At 37.3% G+C, this 17,016-nt stretch carries 17 protein-coding genes and 1 riboswitch; of the genes, 4 read left to right on the forward strand and 13 right to left on the reverse strand.

The window, feature by feature from the left end; translation table 11 throughout:
- Positions 1-36: 36 nt before the first annotated feature.
- The gene (locus I573_RS10615; protein ID WP_016186385.1) at positions 37-732 is read right to left on the reverse strand and encodes a response regulator transcription factor; all 696 of its coding nucleotides are present in this window, start codon (positions 730-732) and stop codon (positions 37-39) included.
- Positions 710-2,173: an ATP-binding protein gene (locus tag I573_RS10620; protein ID WP_016186384.1), complete on the reverse strand. Its 1,464-nt coding sequence runs from the start codon at positions 2,171-2,173 to the stop codon at positions 710-712. The genes I573_RS10615 and I573_RS10620 overlap by 23 nt, the downstream gene beginning before the upstream one ends.
- 115 nt (positions 2,174-2,288) lie before the next feature.
- Between I573_RS10620 and I573_RS10625 the strand changes: the two genes are divergently transcribed.
- From I573_RS10625 to I573_RS10635, 3 genes are read left to right on the forward strand one after another with little or no spacing between them, the layout of a single operon-like run.
- The gene (locus I573_RS10625) at positions 2,289-2,834 is read left to right on the forward strand and encodes an FMN-binding protein (protein WP_016186383.1); all 546 of its coding nucleotides are present in this window, start codon (positions 2,289-2,291) and stop codon (positions 2,832-2,834) included.
- A gap of 13 nt (positions 2,835-2,847) precedes the next feature.
- On the forward strand, positions 2,848-3,645 hold the full coding sequence (locus I573_RS10630) for an FAD:protein FMN transferase (protein WP_016186382.1): 798 nt from the start codon (positions 2,848-2,850) through the stop codon (positions 3,643-3,645).
- Complete coding sequence (locus I573_RS10635) at positions 3,614-4,897, forward strand: ferric reductase-like transmembrane domain-containing protein (protein ID WP_016186381.1); 1,284 nt, start codon at positions 3,614-3,616, stop codon at positions 4,895-4,897. The genes I573_RS10630 and I573_RS10635 overlap by 32 nt, the downstream gene beginning before the upstream one ends.
- 62 nt (positions 4,898-4,959) lie before the next feature.
- Here the strand turns inward: I573_RS10635 and I573_RS10640 are convergent, their stop codons facing one another.
- From I573_RS10640 to I573_RS10685, 10 genes are all read right to left on the reverse strand, one after another.
- Positions 4,960-5,961: a linear amide C-N hydrolase gene (locus I573_RS10640; protein ID WP_016186380.1), complete on the reverse strand. Its 1,002-nt coding sequence runs from the start codon at positions 5,959-5,961 to the stop codon at positions 4,960-4,962.
- Positions 5,962-6,051: 90 nt separating this feature from the next.
- Entirely contained in the window at positions 6,052-6,954 is a 903-nt protein-coding gene (locus I573_RS10645; protein WP_016186379.1) for an LCP family protein, read from the reverse strand.
- A gap of 28 nt (positions 6,955-6,982) precedes the next feature.
- A complete protein-coding gene (locus I573_RS10650; RefSeq protein ID WP_016186378.1) occupies positions 6,983-8,137 on the reverse strand; it encodes an FtsW/RodA/SpoVE family cell cycle protein in 1,155 nt (384 codons plus the stop codon).
- Positions 8,130-9,275, reverse strand: a complete 1,146-nt coding sequence (locus tag I573_RS10655) for an FtsW/RodA/SpoVE family cell cycle protein (RefSeq protein WP_016186377.1) — start codon at positions 9,273-9,275, stop codon at positions 8,130-8,132. The genes I573_RS10650 and I573_RS10655 overlap by 8 nt, the downstream gene beginning before the upstream one ends.
- A 75-nt stretch (positions 9,276-9,350) precedes the next feature.
- Positions 9,351-9,516, reverse strand: a riboswitch (M-box (ykoK) riboswitch).
- Positions 9,517-9,646: 130 nt separating this feature from the next.
- A complete protein-coding gene (locus tag I573_RS10660; RefSeq protein WP_016186376.1) occupies positions 9,647-10,372 on the reverse strand; it encodes a hypothetical protein in 726 nt (241 codons plus the stop codon).
- A 58-nt stretch (positions 10,373-10,430) separates the two neighbouring features.
- Positions 10,431-11,261: an energy-coupling factor transporter transmembrane component T family protein gene (locus I573_RS10665; RefSeq protein WP_016186375.1), complete on the reverse strand. Its 831-nt coding sequence runs from the start codon at positions 11,259-11,261 to the stop codon at positions 10,431-10,433.
- Positions 11,258-12,961, reverse strand: coding sequence for an ABC transporter ATP-binding protein (locus tag I573_RS10670; protein WP_016186374.1), 1,704 nt, complete (start codon positions 12,959-12,961; stop codon positions 11,258-11,260). Before I573_RS10670 ends, I573_RS10665 begins: the two co-directional genes overlap by 4 nt.
- 66 nt (positions 12,962-13,027) lie before the next feature.
- A complete protein-coding gene (locus I573_RS10675; RefSeq protein WP_016186373.1) occupies positions 13,028-13,579 on the reverse strand; it encodes an ECF-type riboflavin transporter substrate-binding protein in 552 nt (183 codons plus the stop codon).
- 89 nt (positions 13,580-13,668) lie between these two features.
- Positions 13,669-14,430, reverse strand: coding sequence for an ABC transporter permease (locus I573_RS10680; protein WP_016186372.1), 762 nt, complete (start codon positions 14,428-14,430; stop codon positions 13,669-13,671).
- Entirely contained in the window at positions 14,427-15,062 is a 636-nt protein-coding gene (locus I573_RS10685; RefSeq protein WP_016186371.1) for an ABC transporter ATP-binding protein, read from the reverse strand. The genes I573_RS10680 and I573_RS10685 overlap by 4 nt, the downstream gene beginning before the upstream one ends.
- Before the next feature lie 135 nt (positions 15,063-15,197).
- On the opposite strand from I573_RS10685, the gene I573_RS10690 reads away from it, so the two are divergent.
- Positions 15,198-15,560 carry a hypothetical protein gene (locus tag I573_RS10690; protein WP_016186370.1) on the forward strand — a complete coding sequence of 121 codons (363 nt, stop codon included), beginning with the start codon at positions 15,198-15,200 and terminating at the stop codon, positions 15,558-15,560.
- An 11-nt stretch (positions 15,561-15,571) separates the two neighbouring features.
- Here I573_RS10690 and I573_RS10695 read toward each other — a convergent pair whose 3' ends face one another.
- Positions 15,572-16,972, reverse strand: a complete 1,401-nt coding sequence (locus I573_RS10695) for a PTS galactitol transporter subunit IIC (protein WP_016186369.1) — start codon at positions 16,970-16,972, stop codon at positions 15,572-15,574.
- Positions 16,973-17,016: the final 44 nt, after the last annotated feature.

Consider the following 17,016-nt stretch of genomic DNA (forward strand, 5'->3'; position numbering starts at 1 on the left):
ATAATTCGATTCGCTCGTAAGTGAGAATTTTCTCATTTAAGGAATAAATTTATACCCCGCGCCCCAAACCGTTTGGATATGTTTGGGAGTAGACGGATCTTGTTCGATTTTTTCACGTAAGCGATTGATATGAACGACTACAGTACGTAAATCTCCAAATGCATCGCCACCCCAAATATGATCGTATAGCTGTTCTTTACTTAGTACCTGATCGACATGTTCCATCAAAAAAAGCAATAACTCAAATTCTTTGCGTTTTAATGTCACTTCTCGATCGGATACCCACAAGCGATACGTCTGGGGTTGGATGCGAATCGGACCAATCACTAACTCATTTTGAACTGGTGTATGATCAAATTGTTGTTTGATCCGTTCATATGTAGCTAAATTTGATTTGACACGCGCAACCAATTCCGTAGGCGAAAAAGGTTTGCAAATATAATCGTCTGCGCCAATGCCTAAGCCACGTAAGCGATCTAGCTCTTCTGTTTTTGCAGTTACAAATAAAATGGGAATCGCTAAAACTGGTCGTAATTGTTTCATCAAAGTTAATCCATCTAGTTTTGGCACCATAATATCTAAAATAATCAAGTCAAATGGTTTTGTTTGAGCATAGTTTAGACCTATCTCACCATCTAAAGCGATCGTGACCTCATACCCATTGATTTCTAAAAAGTCTTTTTCGATCATGGCAATTGCTTCATCATCTTCAATAATTAAAATCCGTTCCATCAACTTCTCCCTCCTCTACTGAAGCTAAAGGAAATACCAATTCAATCCCTAATCCTCCTTGTGGTGTAAGATAGGCTCGAACTGTCCCTTTTGTATAGTCCATAATTTTTCTTACCATCGCCAATCCAATTCCACTTCCCTTACCCGGATTGGTCCTTGCTTGATCACCTCGATAAAAGACATCAAATAGTTGAGACAATTGATCTTCTGCGACGCCTTGGCCATTATCCTCAATCGTCATGATCACTTTAGTTGAAGTCTGTTTCGTTTTACAAATAACAATCAGTTCATCCGTGTTGGCGTATTTAAAACTATTATCAAATAGATTTAGCCAAATATTACGTAGTTGCTGTGGATCGATCCAAATGTTCGCATTTGGTGCAGCTAAGTCTAGTTCTACCTTGATTTTTTTATTTTCAAACTCTAGATTATGTTCCGTAACATAATGTTTTAATGCTTGGTCAAGTGCGACTTCCTCATAGTGAACCGTTTCTGCTCCAATATCCAATTTCGAAAATAAAAACAACTGATCCACTAAGCGGTTCAATTCATTTGTTTTTTGTGTAATGATCTGTAGATAACGTGCATATTGTTCAGGGGTTTGCGCAACTCCTTTTTCTAATCCTTCGACATACGCTTTGATCGACGTTAACGGTGTTCTAATATCATGCGACATTCCCGCAATCAAAGCTTTACGATTTTCTAATAATTGTTGCTGCTGTTCGACCATAATTTCTAAACGTGTAGCCATTTGGTTAAAATCATCGATTGCTTCTTGAAATTCATCTTTTGTTTGATAAGAGATACGATAATCCAACTCACCTTGGCTAATGGTATCGACACCTGTGATTAAAACGGATAATCCTTTTTGGATCGGACGATAAATAATCCGAGCAAAAATAATCAATGCGACAATCGTTAAACACAACGCAATCAAAAGAGCGATCAAAATCAATTTCTGAACTAGTTCTTTATGTTCGAATAATTGCTTTTCGATCATGGCATGATAGGCATTGTTGACGACGACTACTGTTCCAGACTGAAAGGGGATTTTTTCGATCAATCGCTGATCAAATGAAACTTGACGTAACGCAGTTTGCGCAAGTACCTGTTCAACGATTGCCTCTACCTCTTTTTCACTCTGCCAAATTAACTGATCATTTCTGTCAAAATAAAAAACTTCTACTTGCTTTGATCCTTTTTGATTGTAGATATCTTCTAATTGTTCTACGGCATTCGTGGCTTTTTTTTGTTTCCCTAATTCTTCAATCGATTCCGTCATCTTAAAATACGTCGCATTTTCGCGCCAATGTTGATAAAATTCTTGGCCAAAATGACGATTGACAGTAAAAAAAATCACATAACCAGATAACACTACAAAAACAATTGGTAGTAAAATCATCATGATATTCGAAATATATAAGCGTTTTTTTAACTTCATCCCATTACTCCTGAGTATTCTTAAGAATTTGTTGATACTTTGTTAATTTTTTTCAGTCAATTTTGTAATGATTGCTCGTTATACTAAATTTATCATATTTCTAGGAGGAATCAACATGAAACATCTACCTACAAAAATCATGCTCCTCTCTCTAACTGGAGCAGCGATTCTAGCAGATACCTATTTTACCTTAATTAAAAAAGACAGTGATACACAAGCTGCGACACAAACAGTAGCTGTAGCTCAAACGAATCAGACTGCAACTCAATCCAATAGTCAAACCAATACTCAAACTGAAGACAGCACTAGTAGGAATACTTCTCAAAATGAAAGTACTCCCACTACTTCAGCCAGCGACAATACTACTACCAGTTCTACTTATAAAGATGGTACCTATACAGGAAGTTCAACTAGTACACGTTGGGGCGATGTCCAAGTACAAATCACGATTCAAAATGGTGTCTTATCTAATGTAGATGTCCTTTCTTATCCTACAAACGATCGTAAATCACAAATGATCAACCAACAAGCTTTACCAACTTATAAACAAGAAGCTATCGATGCCCAATCAAGTTCGATCCAATTGGTTTCAGGTGCAACAGAAACCTATAATGGATTTACCGGTTCATTGCAAGATGCATTGAATCAAGCACTAAGTTAAAGGAGGAATAACTATGTACCCTCATTATGATATTACGGTCTTGTCTCATATGACGATTCCCTTTACGATCCATCTCGTCACAAAAGAACCGATCGATCCTAATTTAAAAACAGATACGATTCGACAAATCGATACGTTTTTAGCACGTATCAATCGTGATTACTCTGCTTACGATCCCACAAGTCTAGTCAATCATCATCCAGCATCTGGACAAGGAGTATCCGATTTTTTTATTCAAAATACTGAGTATCAAGCCATTTTTGCACAATGTCTGTTAGTAAAAGAAAAAAGTGAAGGCTTGTTTGATCCTTTTTACAACGGAAACTATGATCCGACTGGGTTAGTAAAAGGATGGGCGATCGAAGAAGCGTTCTTTCGTTATATCCAGCCACTACTCGATGCTAATCTTTTGATTGCCGGCTCGATCAATGGTGGTGGTGATATGCAAGTCGGCGTGCAAAAAGGTAGTGATTTTAGATGGACGATCGGAATCGAACATCCAATAAAAAAAACAATCGTAGCGACCTATGAGTTAAAAAATGGAGCACTTGCAACATCTGGAAATACTAAAAGAGGAATGCACATCCAAACAAAACGCGACACAACCCAACAAGTCACGATTCTAGCCCCTTATCTTTCACTAGCCGACTGCTGGGCTACAGTCGGTGTTGCAGCAGATGAGTCACAATTTCAGCACCTCATCCGAAAAGAAGCTTTAACTGGTCTTACCTATTTAGATGACCAACACAGCTATCATTATCAACAAGGAGTGATCACCTATGATTCACAACCATCGCTTTCGCGTCAATAGTTTATGGCTTTTCATTTTATTTATGTTACCGTTACCGCTATTATTTGCCATCTATCAAGAGTTACCAAGTTTATATCAAGGTGAAAAAATTGGCATCAATGCAGGATTAATTGCTTATACTTGGATGCTAGCTATTATCTATTTAGCAACAAAACCAAAGTGGCTCGATAAAAAAGTTGGTTTACCAGACATGTATCTAGTGCACGGTATGCTATCGATCTTTGCCCTACTTCTTGCTTGGTTGCATAAATATCTTTCACCTTCAGCAGGCTGGATCAAAACCAGTGGTGATTTTTCACTCTATGTCTTTACTGGACTGATCGTCTATTCGTTATTCTTTTTAGGTGGTTGGTTTACGAGTCGTGTAAAACCAGCTGCATGGATCAAAAATAGTCTCGAAAAAATCTTTAAACATGAATTTTCTGTTTGGTTACACCGGCTGAATATCGTGGCAACACTGGTTGTATACATTCATGTATGGCTGATCGACTATTTACGGACTTTACCACTATTTTTCTTTTTACTGACGTTGTATACGATTTTAACGTTTGCTAGTTATGCGTGGTATCTATTGATTACCAACCGCTCGCTTATGCCTGGAGTCATCAAAGAGATTTCATTTGTTTCACCCACGATTTTAGAAATCGTCATTAAAGCGCCTCGTACGTCTTTAAAGAAAATCCATGCAGGAGACTTTATTTTCTTATCTTTTCCACAAATCCAAGCTTTAAAAGAACCGCATCCATTTTCTGTTGCCAATGATCCACGACAATCTGGTTCTATTCAGTTATTGATTGAAACTGTAGGTGATTTTACAAACCAACTCGCTTTTGTGACACCAAATACACCCGTCACTTTCTCAAAAGGTTATGGTGTGCTGCATGAAATGATTCAAAAAACAACTCCTTCACAAGAAATCATCCTTCTTGGAGGTGGGATCGGCGTAGTCCCTTTCTTTTCGATTTTATCCGAATTCAAAGAAAAAACGATGTATTTCTTTTACTCGATCAAAAAAGAAAAAGAATTTTTAGAAACCGAACAACTCGAAACGTGGAGCCAAGAACAAAATCGAACTCTTTTTTTACAAAAAGGCCGATTTACTAAGGCACAATTACAAGAACATGTTCCGTTACATGAAGAAGCAATTTATTTAATTGCAGGGCCAATGGCGATGAATCTTGCATATGAAGCCTTTTTGATTGATCATGGTATTGCTAAGGAACAAATTTATTACGAAAGTTTTAGCTGGTAAAAAAATACTCCAGAGACGTAGCCACAAGTGCTATATCTCTGGAGTATTTGTATTGAGCTTACTTATTCAACGATATGATGGTATAGATTTTCGTTTAAATTGATTGGAAAATGCTGCGGTTCATCGCCAAATGCATGTTGCAATTCATCTAATGAAACAGTTGTAAAGGTTTGTGAGGCGATTGGAAGCAATTGCAAGCGTCGATTTTTTATATCATATCCTGCCCAATAAGAAGTTGAATCGCCGACAGTCGGTGTATCTTTTTCAACTCCTTTAGGAATAATAACCGAATGAAATGCTGTATATAAAGCATTTAGTGCTTGTTCGTCTGAGACTTGATTCATCATTTTTGTCAGCATCGTAATTTTGATAAATCGTGATGGACTTGTATAATCACCAGGTAATCCTAACAATCCTGAGCCACTTTCGATATCTTTAATCGTCAAATCGCCCACTTGTGATTTGGCAATGGTATAATCCGATAAATTGACATAATTTCTAAGATTCGTCACGTGCCAATCATAGGTCGGACTATTTGTCATCGTGCCTGTTGTTTGGTAATGAATCGTAAATTCTCCATTTTCTACAGGTTCTAAAACGATTGAACGGCCATTTGCGTCAGTAAACATCAAATGTAATGGTGTGAGTCCATTTTCTGGCGAAGTACTTTTTTCGATCACAGCTAAACGTGTAGCAAGTGCTCCTACTTCTTCAATACTTTGGCATTGTGCTAAGAAATAAGACACAAGTTCATCTAATACTACCGGTACTTTATCTTTTTTCTTTAGACTTGCTTCATTTGCCCAGGTGGCTTCTTCAAAGAAAAACAAGCCCCCTGTTAACCCTACTTCATTGACACCATCTGTCAACATATAAGAATTTGGCAGTCCCATACCAAAAAAATCATATTTCGCGGTAATTGTGCCAGATAACATTTCAAGTGGTTTCGCTTTTGGCAGATACAGAACTTCGCCTCCACTTTCAAAAAAATCAATCGGAAAATCCATTGTTCGAGCCCAGAAAGGATGGTTTTGTAATGAATGGATTGTTGCTGCTGTACACATAATTATTCCTCCCAATGTTGTAAACGTTGAGTAGATTATAGTACGTTTAAACCGAATCTGACCATGTATTCTACGATCATTCTTGTAAGCTTACTCTTCATTCAAAAATTTTTTGATTGCCTGTTGATTTTGTTCTAAATCTAACTCTAACACACTACCAGATGGTGTATTGTCATTGAAATCCCAACTACCTTCCACAGGAACGGCTAGTGTATTGATTTCTTTTACTTCACCTTGTACAAAATCTAATCCACATTCCACTAAAAAGCTTTGTGGTAAATTCGTTTGGATACTTCCCATTAATTTTCCAACAGCTTTAGGTAATTTTAAAATCGATGTCACATCTTTTACTTGATCGGCTAGTGCCGTCACGACTTGTTGTTGACGTCTTACACGTCCAAAATCTCCTTCTTCATCTTCACGAAAACGAGCATATTGCAATAACGTATTGCCATCCATTTTTTGAACACCTGGATGGATCTCTACACCATCTAATTCCATTTCTTTTTCTGCGTCGATTGTTACACCTTTAGGAAAAATTTCATTGACACAATCAATAAAACTTTGGAATGTAATGGTTACATAATACGGGACATCCATAGCAAAATTATCTTTTAATGTTTCTTGTAGCAGTGGATATCCACCATAGGAATAAGCTGCATTGATTTTGTCTTGACCATAACCTGGAATATCGACATATGAATCACGCATGATCGAGACTAATTTCGCATCATGACTCTTTTGATTGTATTGTCCTACCATCAATGAATCGGAGCGTCCATTTTCATCTAAAGAACGAGCGTCTGATCCCACCAAAGCGACTTGTAAGATATCTGGAATATCTTTTCGTTTCACCACCTTGGGGGCATTGGCTTGAGAACCGTTGACCTCTTTTGCCGCTTGATACCCCATAAAAAATTCTACACCGATATAGCCAATAATCACAACAACAACAGCAATGATACCTAATAAAACTCTACGAAATACTTTCATTCTTTCTTCCTTTCAGATCTTGAAATGATCAGTTATTAGATTGTGGTTTCATCCCCAAAATGATTCCTAACCCTAACCCGATTGTCAGTAAAGAAGTGCCACCTTGACTTAAAAATGGTAATGGAATACCAGTCAATGGTAAGATTCCAATCGCAGCACCAATATTTTCAAATACTTGAAACAACATAATAAAAATAAATCCTACACAATAATACAAACTTGCCCGTTGATTGGTTTTTAATCCTGTCATAATCATTTGATAGAACAAATAAAAATAAGTAAACAGTACCGTACAACTGCCTAGATAGCCAAAACGTTCGGCTACAACAGTAAAGACCATATCCGATTCTCGAACTGGAACATAGATGGATTGTGCATCTAAAGTTTGACCGAAAACTCCTCCTGAACTTGTCGCCAACATACTTCGGACTTGTTGATACGCAATCGTATCCTTATAGGCAAATGGATCGATCCAAGCACGTACGCGATCAAGTTGGTATTCTTTGAAATGCAACTGATACAAAATTTCTTGTCCCCACTTTGTAAATACAAAAAGTAATAAAGCACTTGCCGCAGTAGCCACAATTAAAAATCCTGTAAGTAAAATACGCCAATCCACGCCAGAAATCACAAAGATAGCCATCAATGCCCAAACGAATACAATACTCGTTCCAAAGTCTCTTTGTAAAAGCATTAAAATAAACGTTGGTAAGGACAACAAAAAGATCTTTAGCATAAACAATAAATCATCTTTTATCGTATAGCGTGTTTTTTCTTGTCGAATCGTAATCGTCAATAAAACAACTGCTAAGACAAACGTAATTTTGACTAGTTCAGATGGTTGCCACGTAATGGGACCTAAATGCAACCAACGTTTTGTTCCAGTTAATTGATACATCGTTGGATCGTAAAAGACTTGTAGCAATACCATAGGAATCAAAGAAAGACCATAGAGTACATAAGCGTATTTTACCCAGTAGCGAAACGGGATCAAACTAGCACAAAATAAAATCACCAACATCCCAAAAGCAAAAATCAATTGCTTGATCACGATTGTTTGTACTGGATTTCCATCTAGTACTGCCGCTTGATATTGGACCCATACACTAACAAGTAGCAATAAAAAAATAGGTAAAAATAAGGCATAATTGATTGTTTCGCGCCTTTGTTGAACTCTAGACATCTAAATCACCTCGCTTTTGATTTGCTGAAATATTTAATGATAAGCCAATCGCAAAAGATAAAATGAGGTAACTTGTCCCACCATAGCTAATGAACGGTAATGGTACTCCTGTCATTGGAATAAAGCCTAAGATACTCGCTAGATTGATACACGTTTGTGAAAAAATCAGAAGACCAATACCTAATAAAATCAACGCGGCTTGTTGATTGGCTGTTTTTGTTGCCAGTTGAAACAGACGCAAACATAGAATAAACAATAAAAAAATTACTGCAAGTGCTACGAAAAGACCAAGTTCTTCTGTAAGTATCGAAAAAATAAAATCGGTTTCTGATTCCGGCAAGTAGCCCTTTTTCGTAATACTATTGCCAATACCACGTCCAAATAGTCCACCATTGTACAAGGCATAATATGAATTTGCCATTTGATACCCTGAGCCATGTTCATCCAAAAAAGGATTGCGTACGATGGCAATTCGATCATATGCATGTGCAAAAATACTCGGCAATAGATCATGACTTCCTAACACCATGACCAATAGGGCAAGTAGCAAAATACCACCTACAGCTCCTCCAGCAAGAATGGCGCCTTTTTTTAATGGAAGTAATGCTGCCCAACACATCATACTAGCAATAAATAAAATCATAAATGCTCCTGCGATTTTTGGTTGAAACAATACTAAAATAGCCATTACGGCCACAACCAAGAGCGGGCGGATCACATATTTCGGTAATTGAGTCGAAGACCGAAAAATATAAGCTAAATATAAGATCAATGCCAGATTGGCTAATTCTGCTGGTTGGAATTGAAACCCGAATATCGAGAGCCAACGCTGTGCACCATTTACGGTGACCGCGAAAAGACCGATTTTAACCATGACTAGTGTGACCAAAGAAAGAAAAATCCCAATCTTGGCAATTCGATATTGTAAAAAATAACGTAATTTCATAGAATATGTTACACCAATCACAATCCAACTTAGTAACATAAAGATAAATTGTTTGATTAATAAACTTGTTGCTGCTCGATCGCTAGCTATTAAATGATATGAACTCGCACTATAGATTTCTAATAATCCAATAACTGATAAAATCAGATAAGGGAGTAATAAGAACCAATCGAGCTGTTTGACACGTCGCACACCTTCGCCTCCTAACTATAAAAATCCAATAAAAAAAGTCAGTCCCCCACCGAACAAGGAGCTGACCTTTAGATCATCGTATCTCTTCGTCCGAGTTTTAGCACTATACAACGTAAAGGATAACCTTAGCTATTTTGAAAAAGCCTTAATTCGACAATCTCTGTTTCATCCGTTGGCGTCTTTCGACGTTTCTGAACAATAGCTTGTGTTTGTATAGGAGCCTCACCTAACAAGTTTTATTCAATTTTGCGTTTCTTTTCTTCCCTATCTTAGCGAGATTCTAGAAAATATTCAATAAAAGTTCGAAAATTCACGAATAACTAAAACTTTCCTTAAACAATAAAAAAGCTAAAGTTAAGGTTCCCCTAACTTTAGCTTAACCAAAAATCAAGATCAAAATCATCACTCAATGCGTCGCTTACAAGTTCACTTGTAGCTAACTGTGAATTTTCTAGTACCTTCAACGATTCACTTGCAGATAAACTAAGTGACTGTGAGTGCATCACACTAGCAACAAAAGAGGTTTGACTATTTTCGCTTTTTATCGTGTTACTTTCTGAAACAGAAGATAGTTCAGAGCTATTTGTCTGACTCACGTGTACACCTTGATCAGATTTAGATTGACTTTGCATATTGGTCACACTTTGACTTGCCTTTTGACTTGTCGACTGGCTCGCTTTTTGGCTGATTGCTTGACTTGCTTTTTGACTTGTCGATTGGCTTATACTCGATTGACTTTCTTCACTATGCGGACTGCTCGACTCTTGAATTGAATTCGAGTGAGATGTAGATTGGAGTGGTTTAACGACCATCTCTTCATTTTCTTGCACTATTGGTGCTGAAGCCACTAATTTAGTTGATGCTTGGCTTAATTCTTTTGCCGCCGGAATTTTCGTCTGCTTTTGATAAACATACAATTTTTCTGTCTGCATATTTAATTCATTTTGCTTACCTGTTAAACGATCGGATTGTTCTGCGGCGATGACTTGTTCTTCTTGTTGAATCCCAAAAAGCGCCACAATACCAGAAAATCCTAATGATAGACGTTGGGTTGTTTTATTCCAAAATCGAGAAGATGTTGTTATTTTTTTACTCATACTCTTTCGGCCTCACTTTTATTTATCGATCCGACTCTATTTTTGTACTCATTTCTCATTAATGAAATGGATTGTAAAAACGCCCACCATTTACCGCAAATAAAGCGAGACTAATCCCTAAAATGAGTAGCGCAAAAATCATGACGACATAATCTAGTGGACGAAACGGTTGAGAGACATACCATGTTCGTTTTTTATGTTGTCCAAAACGACGTAACTCCATCGCCGTACTGATGACTTCAATTCGCTCTAGACTAGAAAAAATTAGCGGTAACACAATACGCGCAGTTCCTTTGATTCGTTGAGAGAATTTACCTTTTTTTGACATCTCATATCCTCTAGCTTGCTGTGCTTGTGAGATATTCATAAAATCTTCTTGGATATCTGGGATATATCGTAATGCAAGTGAGACTGCATAACTAATTTTGTAACTGATCCCAATTTGATTCAAGCTAGCCGCAAAAGAACTAGGATTTGTGGTCAGTAAAAAAATCAAGGTAAGTGGAATCGTACAAAAATATTTCAACAATAAATTAAATAGATAAAATACTTCTTCTTGAGTAAGAGTGAAGCGCCCTATCCCTGAAATCAACACATGCTCGCTTCCATAAAGTTGTGAGCCATATGCGGGTTGAAAGACATAGACCGCAATTAAATTTAACACTGAGAAAAATGCAATAAATTTCACGACAAACGAGACTTGATGCCATTTAATCCCAGATAATTTTACTAAAGCCAATGATACCACACTTATGACAACTAAAAAGCGGGTGTCATAGGTCGTCATACATGCTATCGTCACAACCAATAAAAAAACTAGTTTTGCTGTTGCATTGATGTGATGGATCATAGTTTCTCCAGGATGATATCCTAGCGTTTGTTGATTCATTTTTTTCTCACCTTCCGATCATGAGCAATAAATTGACGTGTAAATTCTACTGGATCATGTAACTGAAATTGTTTAGCTAACGTAAATAGACTTGTCTCTTCTAATGAAGCTTTTTGAATCAACTCTGGATCGGTCAACACATCGACTGGAGTTGAATCAGCAATCAATTTTCCCTCGTCGACCACTAAGACACGATCGCTATATTCTAACATGAGATGCATATCATGTGTCACCATGATGATCGTATTTCCTTGTTTAGCTAGTGTATCAATAAATGTCATCATTTCAGTATAATGATAAAAATCTTGTCCAGCAGTCGGCTCATCTAATAAAATAATCTCAGGTTCCAACACTAATATCGAAGCAATCGTCACACGTTTTTTTTGTCCATAACTTAAAGCAGAAATCGGCCAATTCCGAAAGGTATACAATCCACAAATTTTTAACACACGTTCAACTTTTTCTTTGATTCTCTCTTCTGAAATCCCACGCAATACTAACCCTAAAGCGACTTCGTCAAAAATCATTTTTTGTGAAATCATTTGATTCGGATTTTGCATGACATAACCAATAACCTCTGCTCGCTCTTTAATCGAAGCTTTTTTAATGGAGCGTCCAGCAAATTCGATGTCACCCTCATTTGGTAAAAAACCACAAATCGCTTTGATCAATGTTGACTTTCCAGCACCATTCTTTCCAACGATACTGATTCGTTCATTACGATAGATCGTGGTTGTGATATCTTTGATTGTCGGTTGATTTTTCTGGTAGCCGGCACTAAATTTCGTCAATTGTACTAACGGTTCTTTCACGATAGATGGCGTCATGTGCATCAATTGCTCTTGCCACTGTGTTAGATAGGGTCGAATACTGTCCCCAGTTAGTTTAGCTAATGGTGTTAAAGTAGGTAATGTTTTAAGATCCACTCCAGCATACCGTAATGCACTGATATAAAGCGGTTCTCGAATGCCGTATTCACTTAATTTTGTTGAAGCCAATAGGTCAGTTGGCGTTACATCTGCCACAATACTTCCTTCATGAAACAATAATATGCGGTCGACATCATGACTTAAAACTTCTTCTAAACGGTGTTCGATAATTAAAATAGTGGTATTGCTTTCTTTATGTATACGGTCGATTAATGCGATCGCTTCTTTTCCAGCATGTGGATCTAAATTAGCTAGCGGTTCATCAAACACCAATATCGGTGCTTCATTGATCAACACTCCTGCCATCGAAACACGTTGCTTTTGGCCACCAGATAAGTCTTGTGGTCGATGAGACAAGTGATGATTGATATCGACAATTTCGGCCCATTTTTCAACTTGAGTGTTCATATACGCTAATGGTTGTTGATCATTTTCTAAAGCAAATGCAATATCTTCAGCAACTGTTAACCCGATAAATTGTCCGTCTGTATCTTGTAATACTGTCGACGTTTCAAATGAACGCTCAAACAGTGAATCGTGAAAAACTTCTCGACCATTGAGTCTAAATTTCCCTGTTGCATTTCCTTCGTATTGATTAGGAATCAGTCCATTGATACAATGCGCAAATGTAGATTTTCCGCTTCCAGATGGTCCGATAACCAATACTTTTTCACCTTCATAAATTGTCACGTTCAGTGCAAGTAACGTCGGCTCAGCTTGAGTAAAATATTGAAAACTGAAGTCTTCAAATTCAATAATTGGTTTTTTCATGCGTCCTCCTCTACCTAAAAAGGCCAAAAACTCGGGCACTCGTCCTGAGTTTTCGGCCTCTCAAGATCAATCTTTTCTTAGACTACCTTGTTTTGTTTGTGTTGCAGCATATGCTTTCATCAAAATCGTGCCGATGATTGCAACAGATAGTGCATTTACTAATGCCGAAATCACACCTTGAGTATATACTTTATTTGCGGGTTCACTATAGATCCAGATATCTAATGTTGGTGCGATCAAGATCCAAACCAAAAGGTTCCCTAAAATTTGGGCAATATTAAACGAAATGATTTGTTTCTTCTCAAATACTCCATGAGCTAAATCGATTTTACGACCAGCTAATCCAAAAATAACCCCTAAAATACCAGAACAAATTACCCAACTCCACCAAGGAGCACCATAAGTGGTAAAATCTGTTAATGCATGACCAATCAACGCGATCAATCCACCTGCAACGGGACCAAATAAAACGGCCATCAATGCAAGGAATGGATAAGTTGTTTGAATATTTGTATTCGGAATACCCGTTGGAATGGTAACAAAACGTCCTAAAATAACATAAACAGCTGCTCCGATCCCAATCGCAACAACAGTTTTAACAGAAAATCCTTTCGACATATCGTCTCTCCTTTGCGTGAATACTTTACTTTTTTATGAATTCTTTTCTATCTTATAGTTTCGATCCAAAAAAAGCAATGCTCATACGATTATTTTAACTGATGCGCTTTAGTAAAATAAGTCTTATAGGCATAGTATCCGGCAATAATCGAGCCTAGACTCGTCGTAGATAGTAGCATAAACATCACCATGATTTGATATTTGATGGCATGAACGGGATCAAGTCCAGCAAAAATCAAGCCTGACATCATGCCCGGAAGACTGACAAGTCCGACTGTTTTAGCCGAATCAATCGTCGGTTGCATGGCAGTTTTGATACTTTGTCTTAAAATAGGTTTTGAAGCCAATTTAATCGATGCTCCAAGCGCTAATTTTTCAAGAACTTGTTGCCGTTGATCTTCATATTGTGACGCTAGTTGGCGATAACATAAACCGATTGCGATCATCGAATTACTCGCAATCATCCCAGTGATCGGCACGATCTGAGATGGAATAAAAGATATCGCTCCTGCTGCTAATAAAATGCCTAGCGTGATATACGTACTAATAAAAATAGCCGCAAATGAATGCCAATATGTCTTCGTTTGACTTGGATTACGCTTGTGTGCGTTGTACGAAGCATTGGCGACAATAAATAAACTCATCGCAATGGTTAACCACACTTGATTGACTTGAAAAATATATTTTAATACATATCCTACGATCACGAGCTGAATTACCGCACGCAAAATACTCACTATAATGTCTTTTGAAAGATCTAGTTTTTCACGCATGCTAATGAATATCGCGATCAATACCAATGCAAATGAAATCACTAACGACCCTGTACTTACATTAATTTGAGAAGTCATACTCGTTTGCCTCCTTTTATTTCAATAAGTTGTTTTGCGGCTTGAATCTCACTTTGATCGTGAGTCACTTGGAGGATCGTCACTTGTTTTTGCGATAACTCCTGAATCAATTGTTGAACGATTTTTTTACTTTCTTCATCTAATCCAACTGTGACTTCATCTAATAGTAAAACTTTTGGTTGAAACAAGACATTACGAAGCAATGCCACACGTTGTCGTTCTCCTCCCGATAATTGCGTGACTTTTTTTTCTAAATAAGATTCAGCTAGATCAACTTTTGCTAATGCTTGGATCATTTGAGAGTCATCTGCTTGCTGATTGCGTACTAAATAAGGAAATTCAAGATTGTCTCGTACGGTTTTTCCAAATAAAGAGGGTTGCTGAAAACAATAAGAGACCTCTTGACGATATTTGGTATACGAATACTCAGCTTGTTTTTTCCCTTCAAATATAATGGTGCCTGCAGAAGGCGTCAGTAACGAGGCAATAAGTTTTAAAATCGTACTTTTCCCACTTCCAGAAGGGCCGATTAGTGTAAGAAACGCCCCTTTTTCTACAGTAAGATCCAGTGGAGCTAAAATCACTTGGTCTTGATCTTGATACGTCACTTGCTTCAATTCTAAACTATTCATAATTACTCCTTTACATATTCATCCTTTTTATTATGGTAAAGTCTTTTATTTTTGTCTATTTAGATTGTCTAAATGAAAGCCTTTCTCACTAAATTATGCTACACTGAACAAAACGATTTATTGGAGGCGATCTCAATGACCGAAGTCACTGTTGAAGAAGGATATGTACGGATTCGTCTAGTAGGGATCAACAAAATTTTCGCTTTAAAAAGTGAATTTGAGATTCCTTTTGATTCCATCGACTCAGTTGAATATGTTCCTGAGTTAAAGACTAGCGATTACCTTAATTGGTACAGCTTTAAAATTGGGACGGCATTACCTGGTATTGTAGCAGAAGGTACCTTTTTTACACACGAAGGAAAATTATTTGTGAACATGCGTCAAGGGAAAGAAGGCCTTGTGTTACACCTGATTGGTGATGAATATCAAGCCGTCATCTTAGAAGTAACTGATGCAAAGCACGTGTATCAACAAATCAGAACTGCTTTATATCAATAAAAAACCGAGCATCAATGCGCTCGGTTTTTTTCAGCATTTCGTTTTAAATAAGCATAGATAACTTCACGATGCGTGCGTAGGAAATACAGTAATACAAGGTAAATACCGATCATACTTCCAATGATCAACGGATTTTTCGTAATCCATAAAGCAAAAATGGCTACAGTTAATGGTCGAGCCATCAAATTAAAACTTGTAACCAAAACGATGCCCGCAGGTAATGCACTTCCGTAAGTCATAACGGTTTCCGTATAAAATGGCGCCATATAACTACTCGCATATAACCCTAAACCTAACCAAATCGTCCCATTGAGTAATATTTTGACCATATTTCCTTTGGATAAAGCCACCATAGATTCAATCATAAAGGGAATCGAAATCAGATCAACGACTGGTAGTGTTTTATTTCCAGGTAAAATCAATGCTAAGACAACGAGTATGGGAATTAGTAAAATTCCCGATAAAATCGTAGCCGGTTCACCATAACCAACCCCATCATCTACTGCTAAAAACCAACGTTTTTTAGCTGAGTCGGCATCTTGCTTGCGATTTTTTTCGACAGCTTGTGCAATTGGTACAAAGGCTTTTGAAAAAACATCGGTCACTAAAGGAAAGATTGTCATGACCGCAGCTAGCGCAACAGTAAAGGTTAGAATTTGCCCCCATGCTTCAATCGTAAACAATCGAGTCAAATTTCCTAAAACTCCAATAATCAAGCCTAATATAGCACCTAAAGTAGTCGGTTGACCAAATAATCCTAATTTTTCTTTTAAAAATAAAGGATTAAATGAGACCTTATTTAACCCTAATTTATTCCAAATTGGATCAAATAATAAAGCAGGAATAGCCGACTCAATATTGTGAATCGAATTGATCGTTGCATTTTTGATTCCATAGTAATCAGACCATCGATCGGCAATCACTTCAGATAATAATAGCGTATAAAGCAATAAAAAAATCATCAAACCAAAGGATAACCAAAATTGATGTGTCACTTGATACGCCACAGCGCCCCATACCATATATCCAAAATTATTCCATAAGTTAGATGGCACAAAGACACGAGTGATACCCACTAAAAATAAGATTAATTCAATAACTAACCCAAATATAAAAAAAGATAATCCGATCGAAGTCGAAAAAGCTGTCAAAGATCCGGTCTGCCAGCCTATATCAACGACAGAACGATCGATGCCTGTTGTTTCAACCATTTGCTTTACGATCGGTGTAATCAACGGTGTAAAAGCAGAAATGATCCATCCAAACCCAGTCAATCCTACACCGGCATAAATACTCCCTTCAATCGCTTTTTTTACCGGTACACGTAAACAAAGACTGATGATAAAAATCATGATCGGTACAATAACAGTTGCTCCAAAAAGTTGAAATATCTCATTCAAAGATTCTAACATGTATGCCCCTCCCCTTATCTCTGTCATTATTGTACCGATTTCAC

The organism is Enterococcus sulfureus ATCC 49903 (assembly GCF_000407605.1).
GTDB lineage: Bacteria > Bacillota > Bacilli > Lactobacillales > Enterococcaceae > Enterococcus_G > Enterococcus_G sulfureus.

Coding starts and splice junctions, on each gene's coding strand:
- I573_RS10690 (WP_016186370.1), top strand. CDS start 15,198: ATGACCGAAGTCACTGTTGAAGAAGGATATGTACGGATTCGTCTAGTA.
- I573_RS10660 (WP_016186376.1), bottom strand. CDS start 10,372: ATGAGTAAAAAAATAACAACATCTTCTCGATTTTGGAATAAAACAACC.
- I573_RS10630 (WP_016186382.1), top strand. CDS start 2,848: ATGTACCCTCATTATGATATTACGGTCTTGTCTCATATGACGATTCCC.
- I573_RS10615 (WP_016186385.1), bottom strand. CDS start 732: ATGGAACGGATTTTAATTATTGAAGATGATGAAGCAATTGCCATGATC.
- I573_RS10675 (WP_016186373.1), bottom strand. CDS start 13,579: ATGTCGAAAGGATTTTCTGTTAAAACTGTTGTTGCGATTGGGATCGGA.
- I573_RS10650 (WP_016186378.1), bottom strand. CDS start 8,137: ATGTCTAGAGTTCAACAAAGGCGCGAAACAATCAATTATGCCTTATTT.
- I573_RS10680 (WP_016186372.1), bottom strand. CDS start 14,430: ATGACTTCTCAAATTAATGTAAGTACAGGGTCGTTAGTGATTTCATTT.
- I573_RS10635 (WP_016186381.1), top strand. CDS start 3,614: ATGATTCACAACCATCGCTTTCGCGTCAATAGTTTATGGCTTTTCATT.
- I573_RS10665 (WP_016186375.1), bottom strand. CDS start 11,261: ATGAATCAACAAACGCTAGGATATCATCCTGGAGAAACTATGATCCAT.
- I573_RS10620 (WP_016186384.1), bottom strand. CDS start 2,173: ATGAAGTTAAAAAAACGCTTATATATTTCGAATATCATGATGATTTTA.
- I573_RS10640 (WP_016186380.1), bottom strand. CDS start 5,961: ATGTGTACAGCAGCAACAATCCATTCATTACAAAACCATCCTTTCTGG.
- I573_RS10685 (WP_016186371.1), bottom strand. CDS start 15,062: ATGAATAGTTTAGAATTGAAGCAAGTGACGTATCAAGATCAAGACCAA.
- I573_RS10695 (WP_016186369.1), bottom strand. CDS start 16,972: ATGTTAGAATCTTTGAATGAGATATTTCAACTTTTTGGAGCAACTGTT.
- I573_RS10670 (WP_016186374.1), bottom strand. CDS start 12,961: ATGAAAAAACCAATTATTGAATTTGAAGACTTCAGTTTTCAATATTTT.
- I573_RS10625 (WP_016186383.1), top strand. CDS start 2,289: ATGAAACATCTACCTACAAAAATCATGCTCCTCTCTCTAACTGGAGCA.
- I573_RS10645 (WP_016186379.1), bottom strand. CDS start 6,954: ATGAAAGTATTTCGTAGAGTTTTATTAGGTATCATTGCTGTTGTTGTT.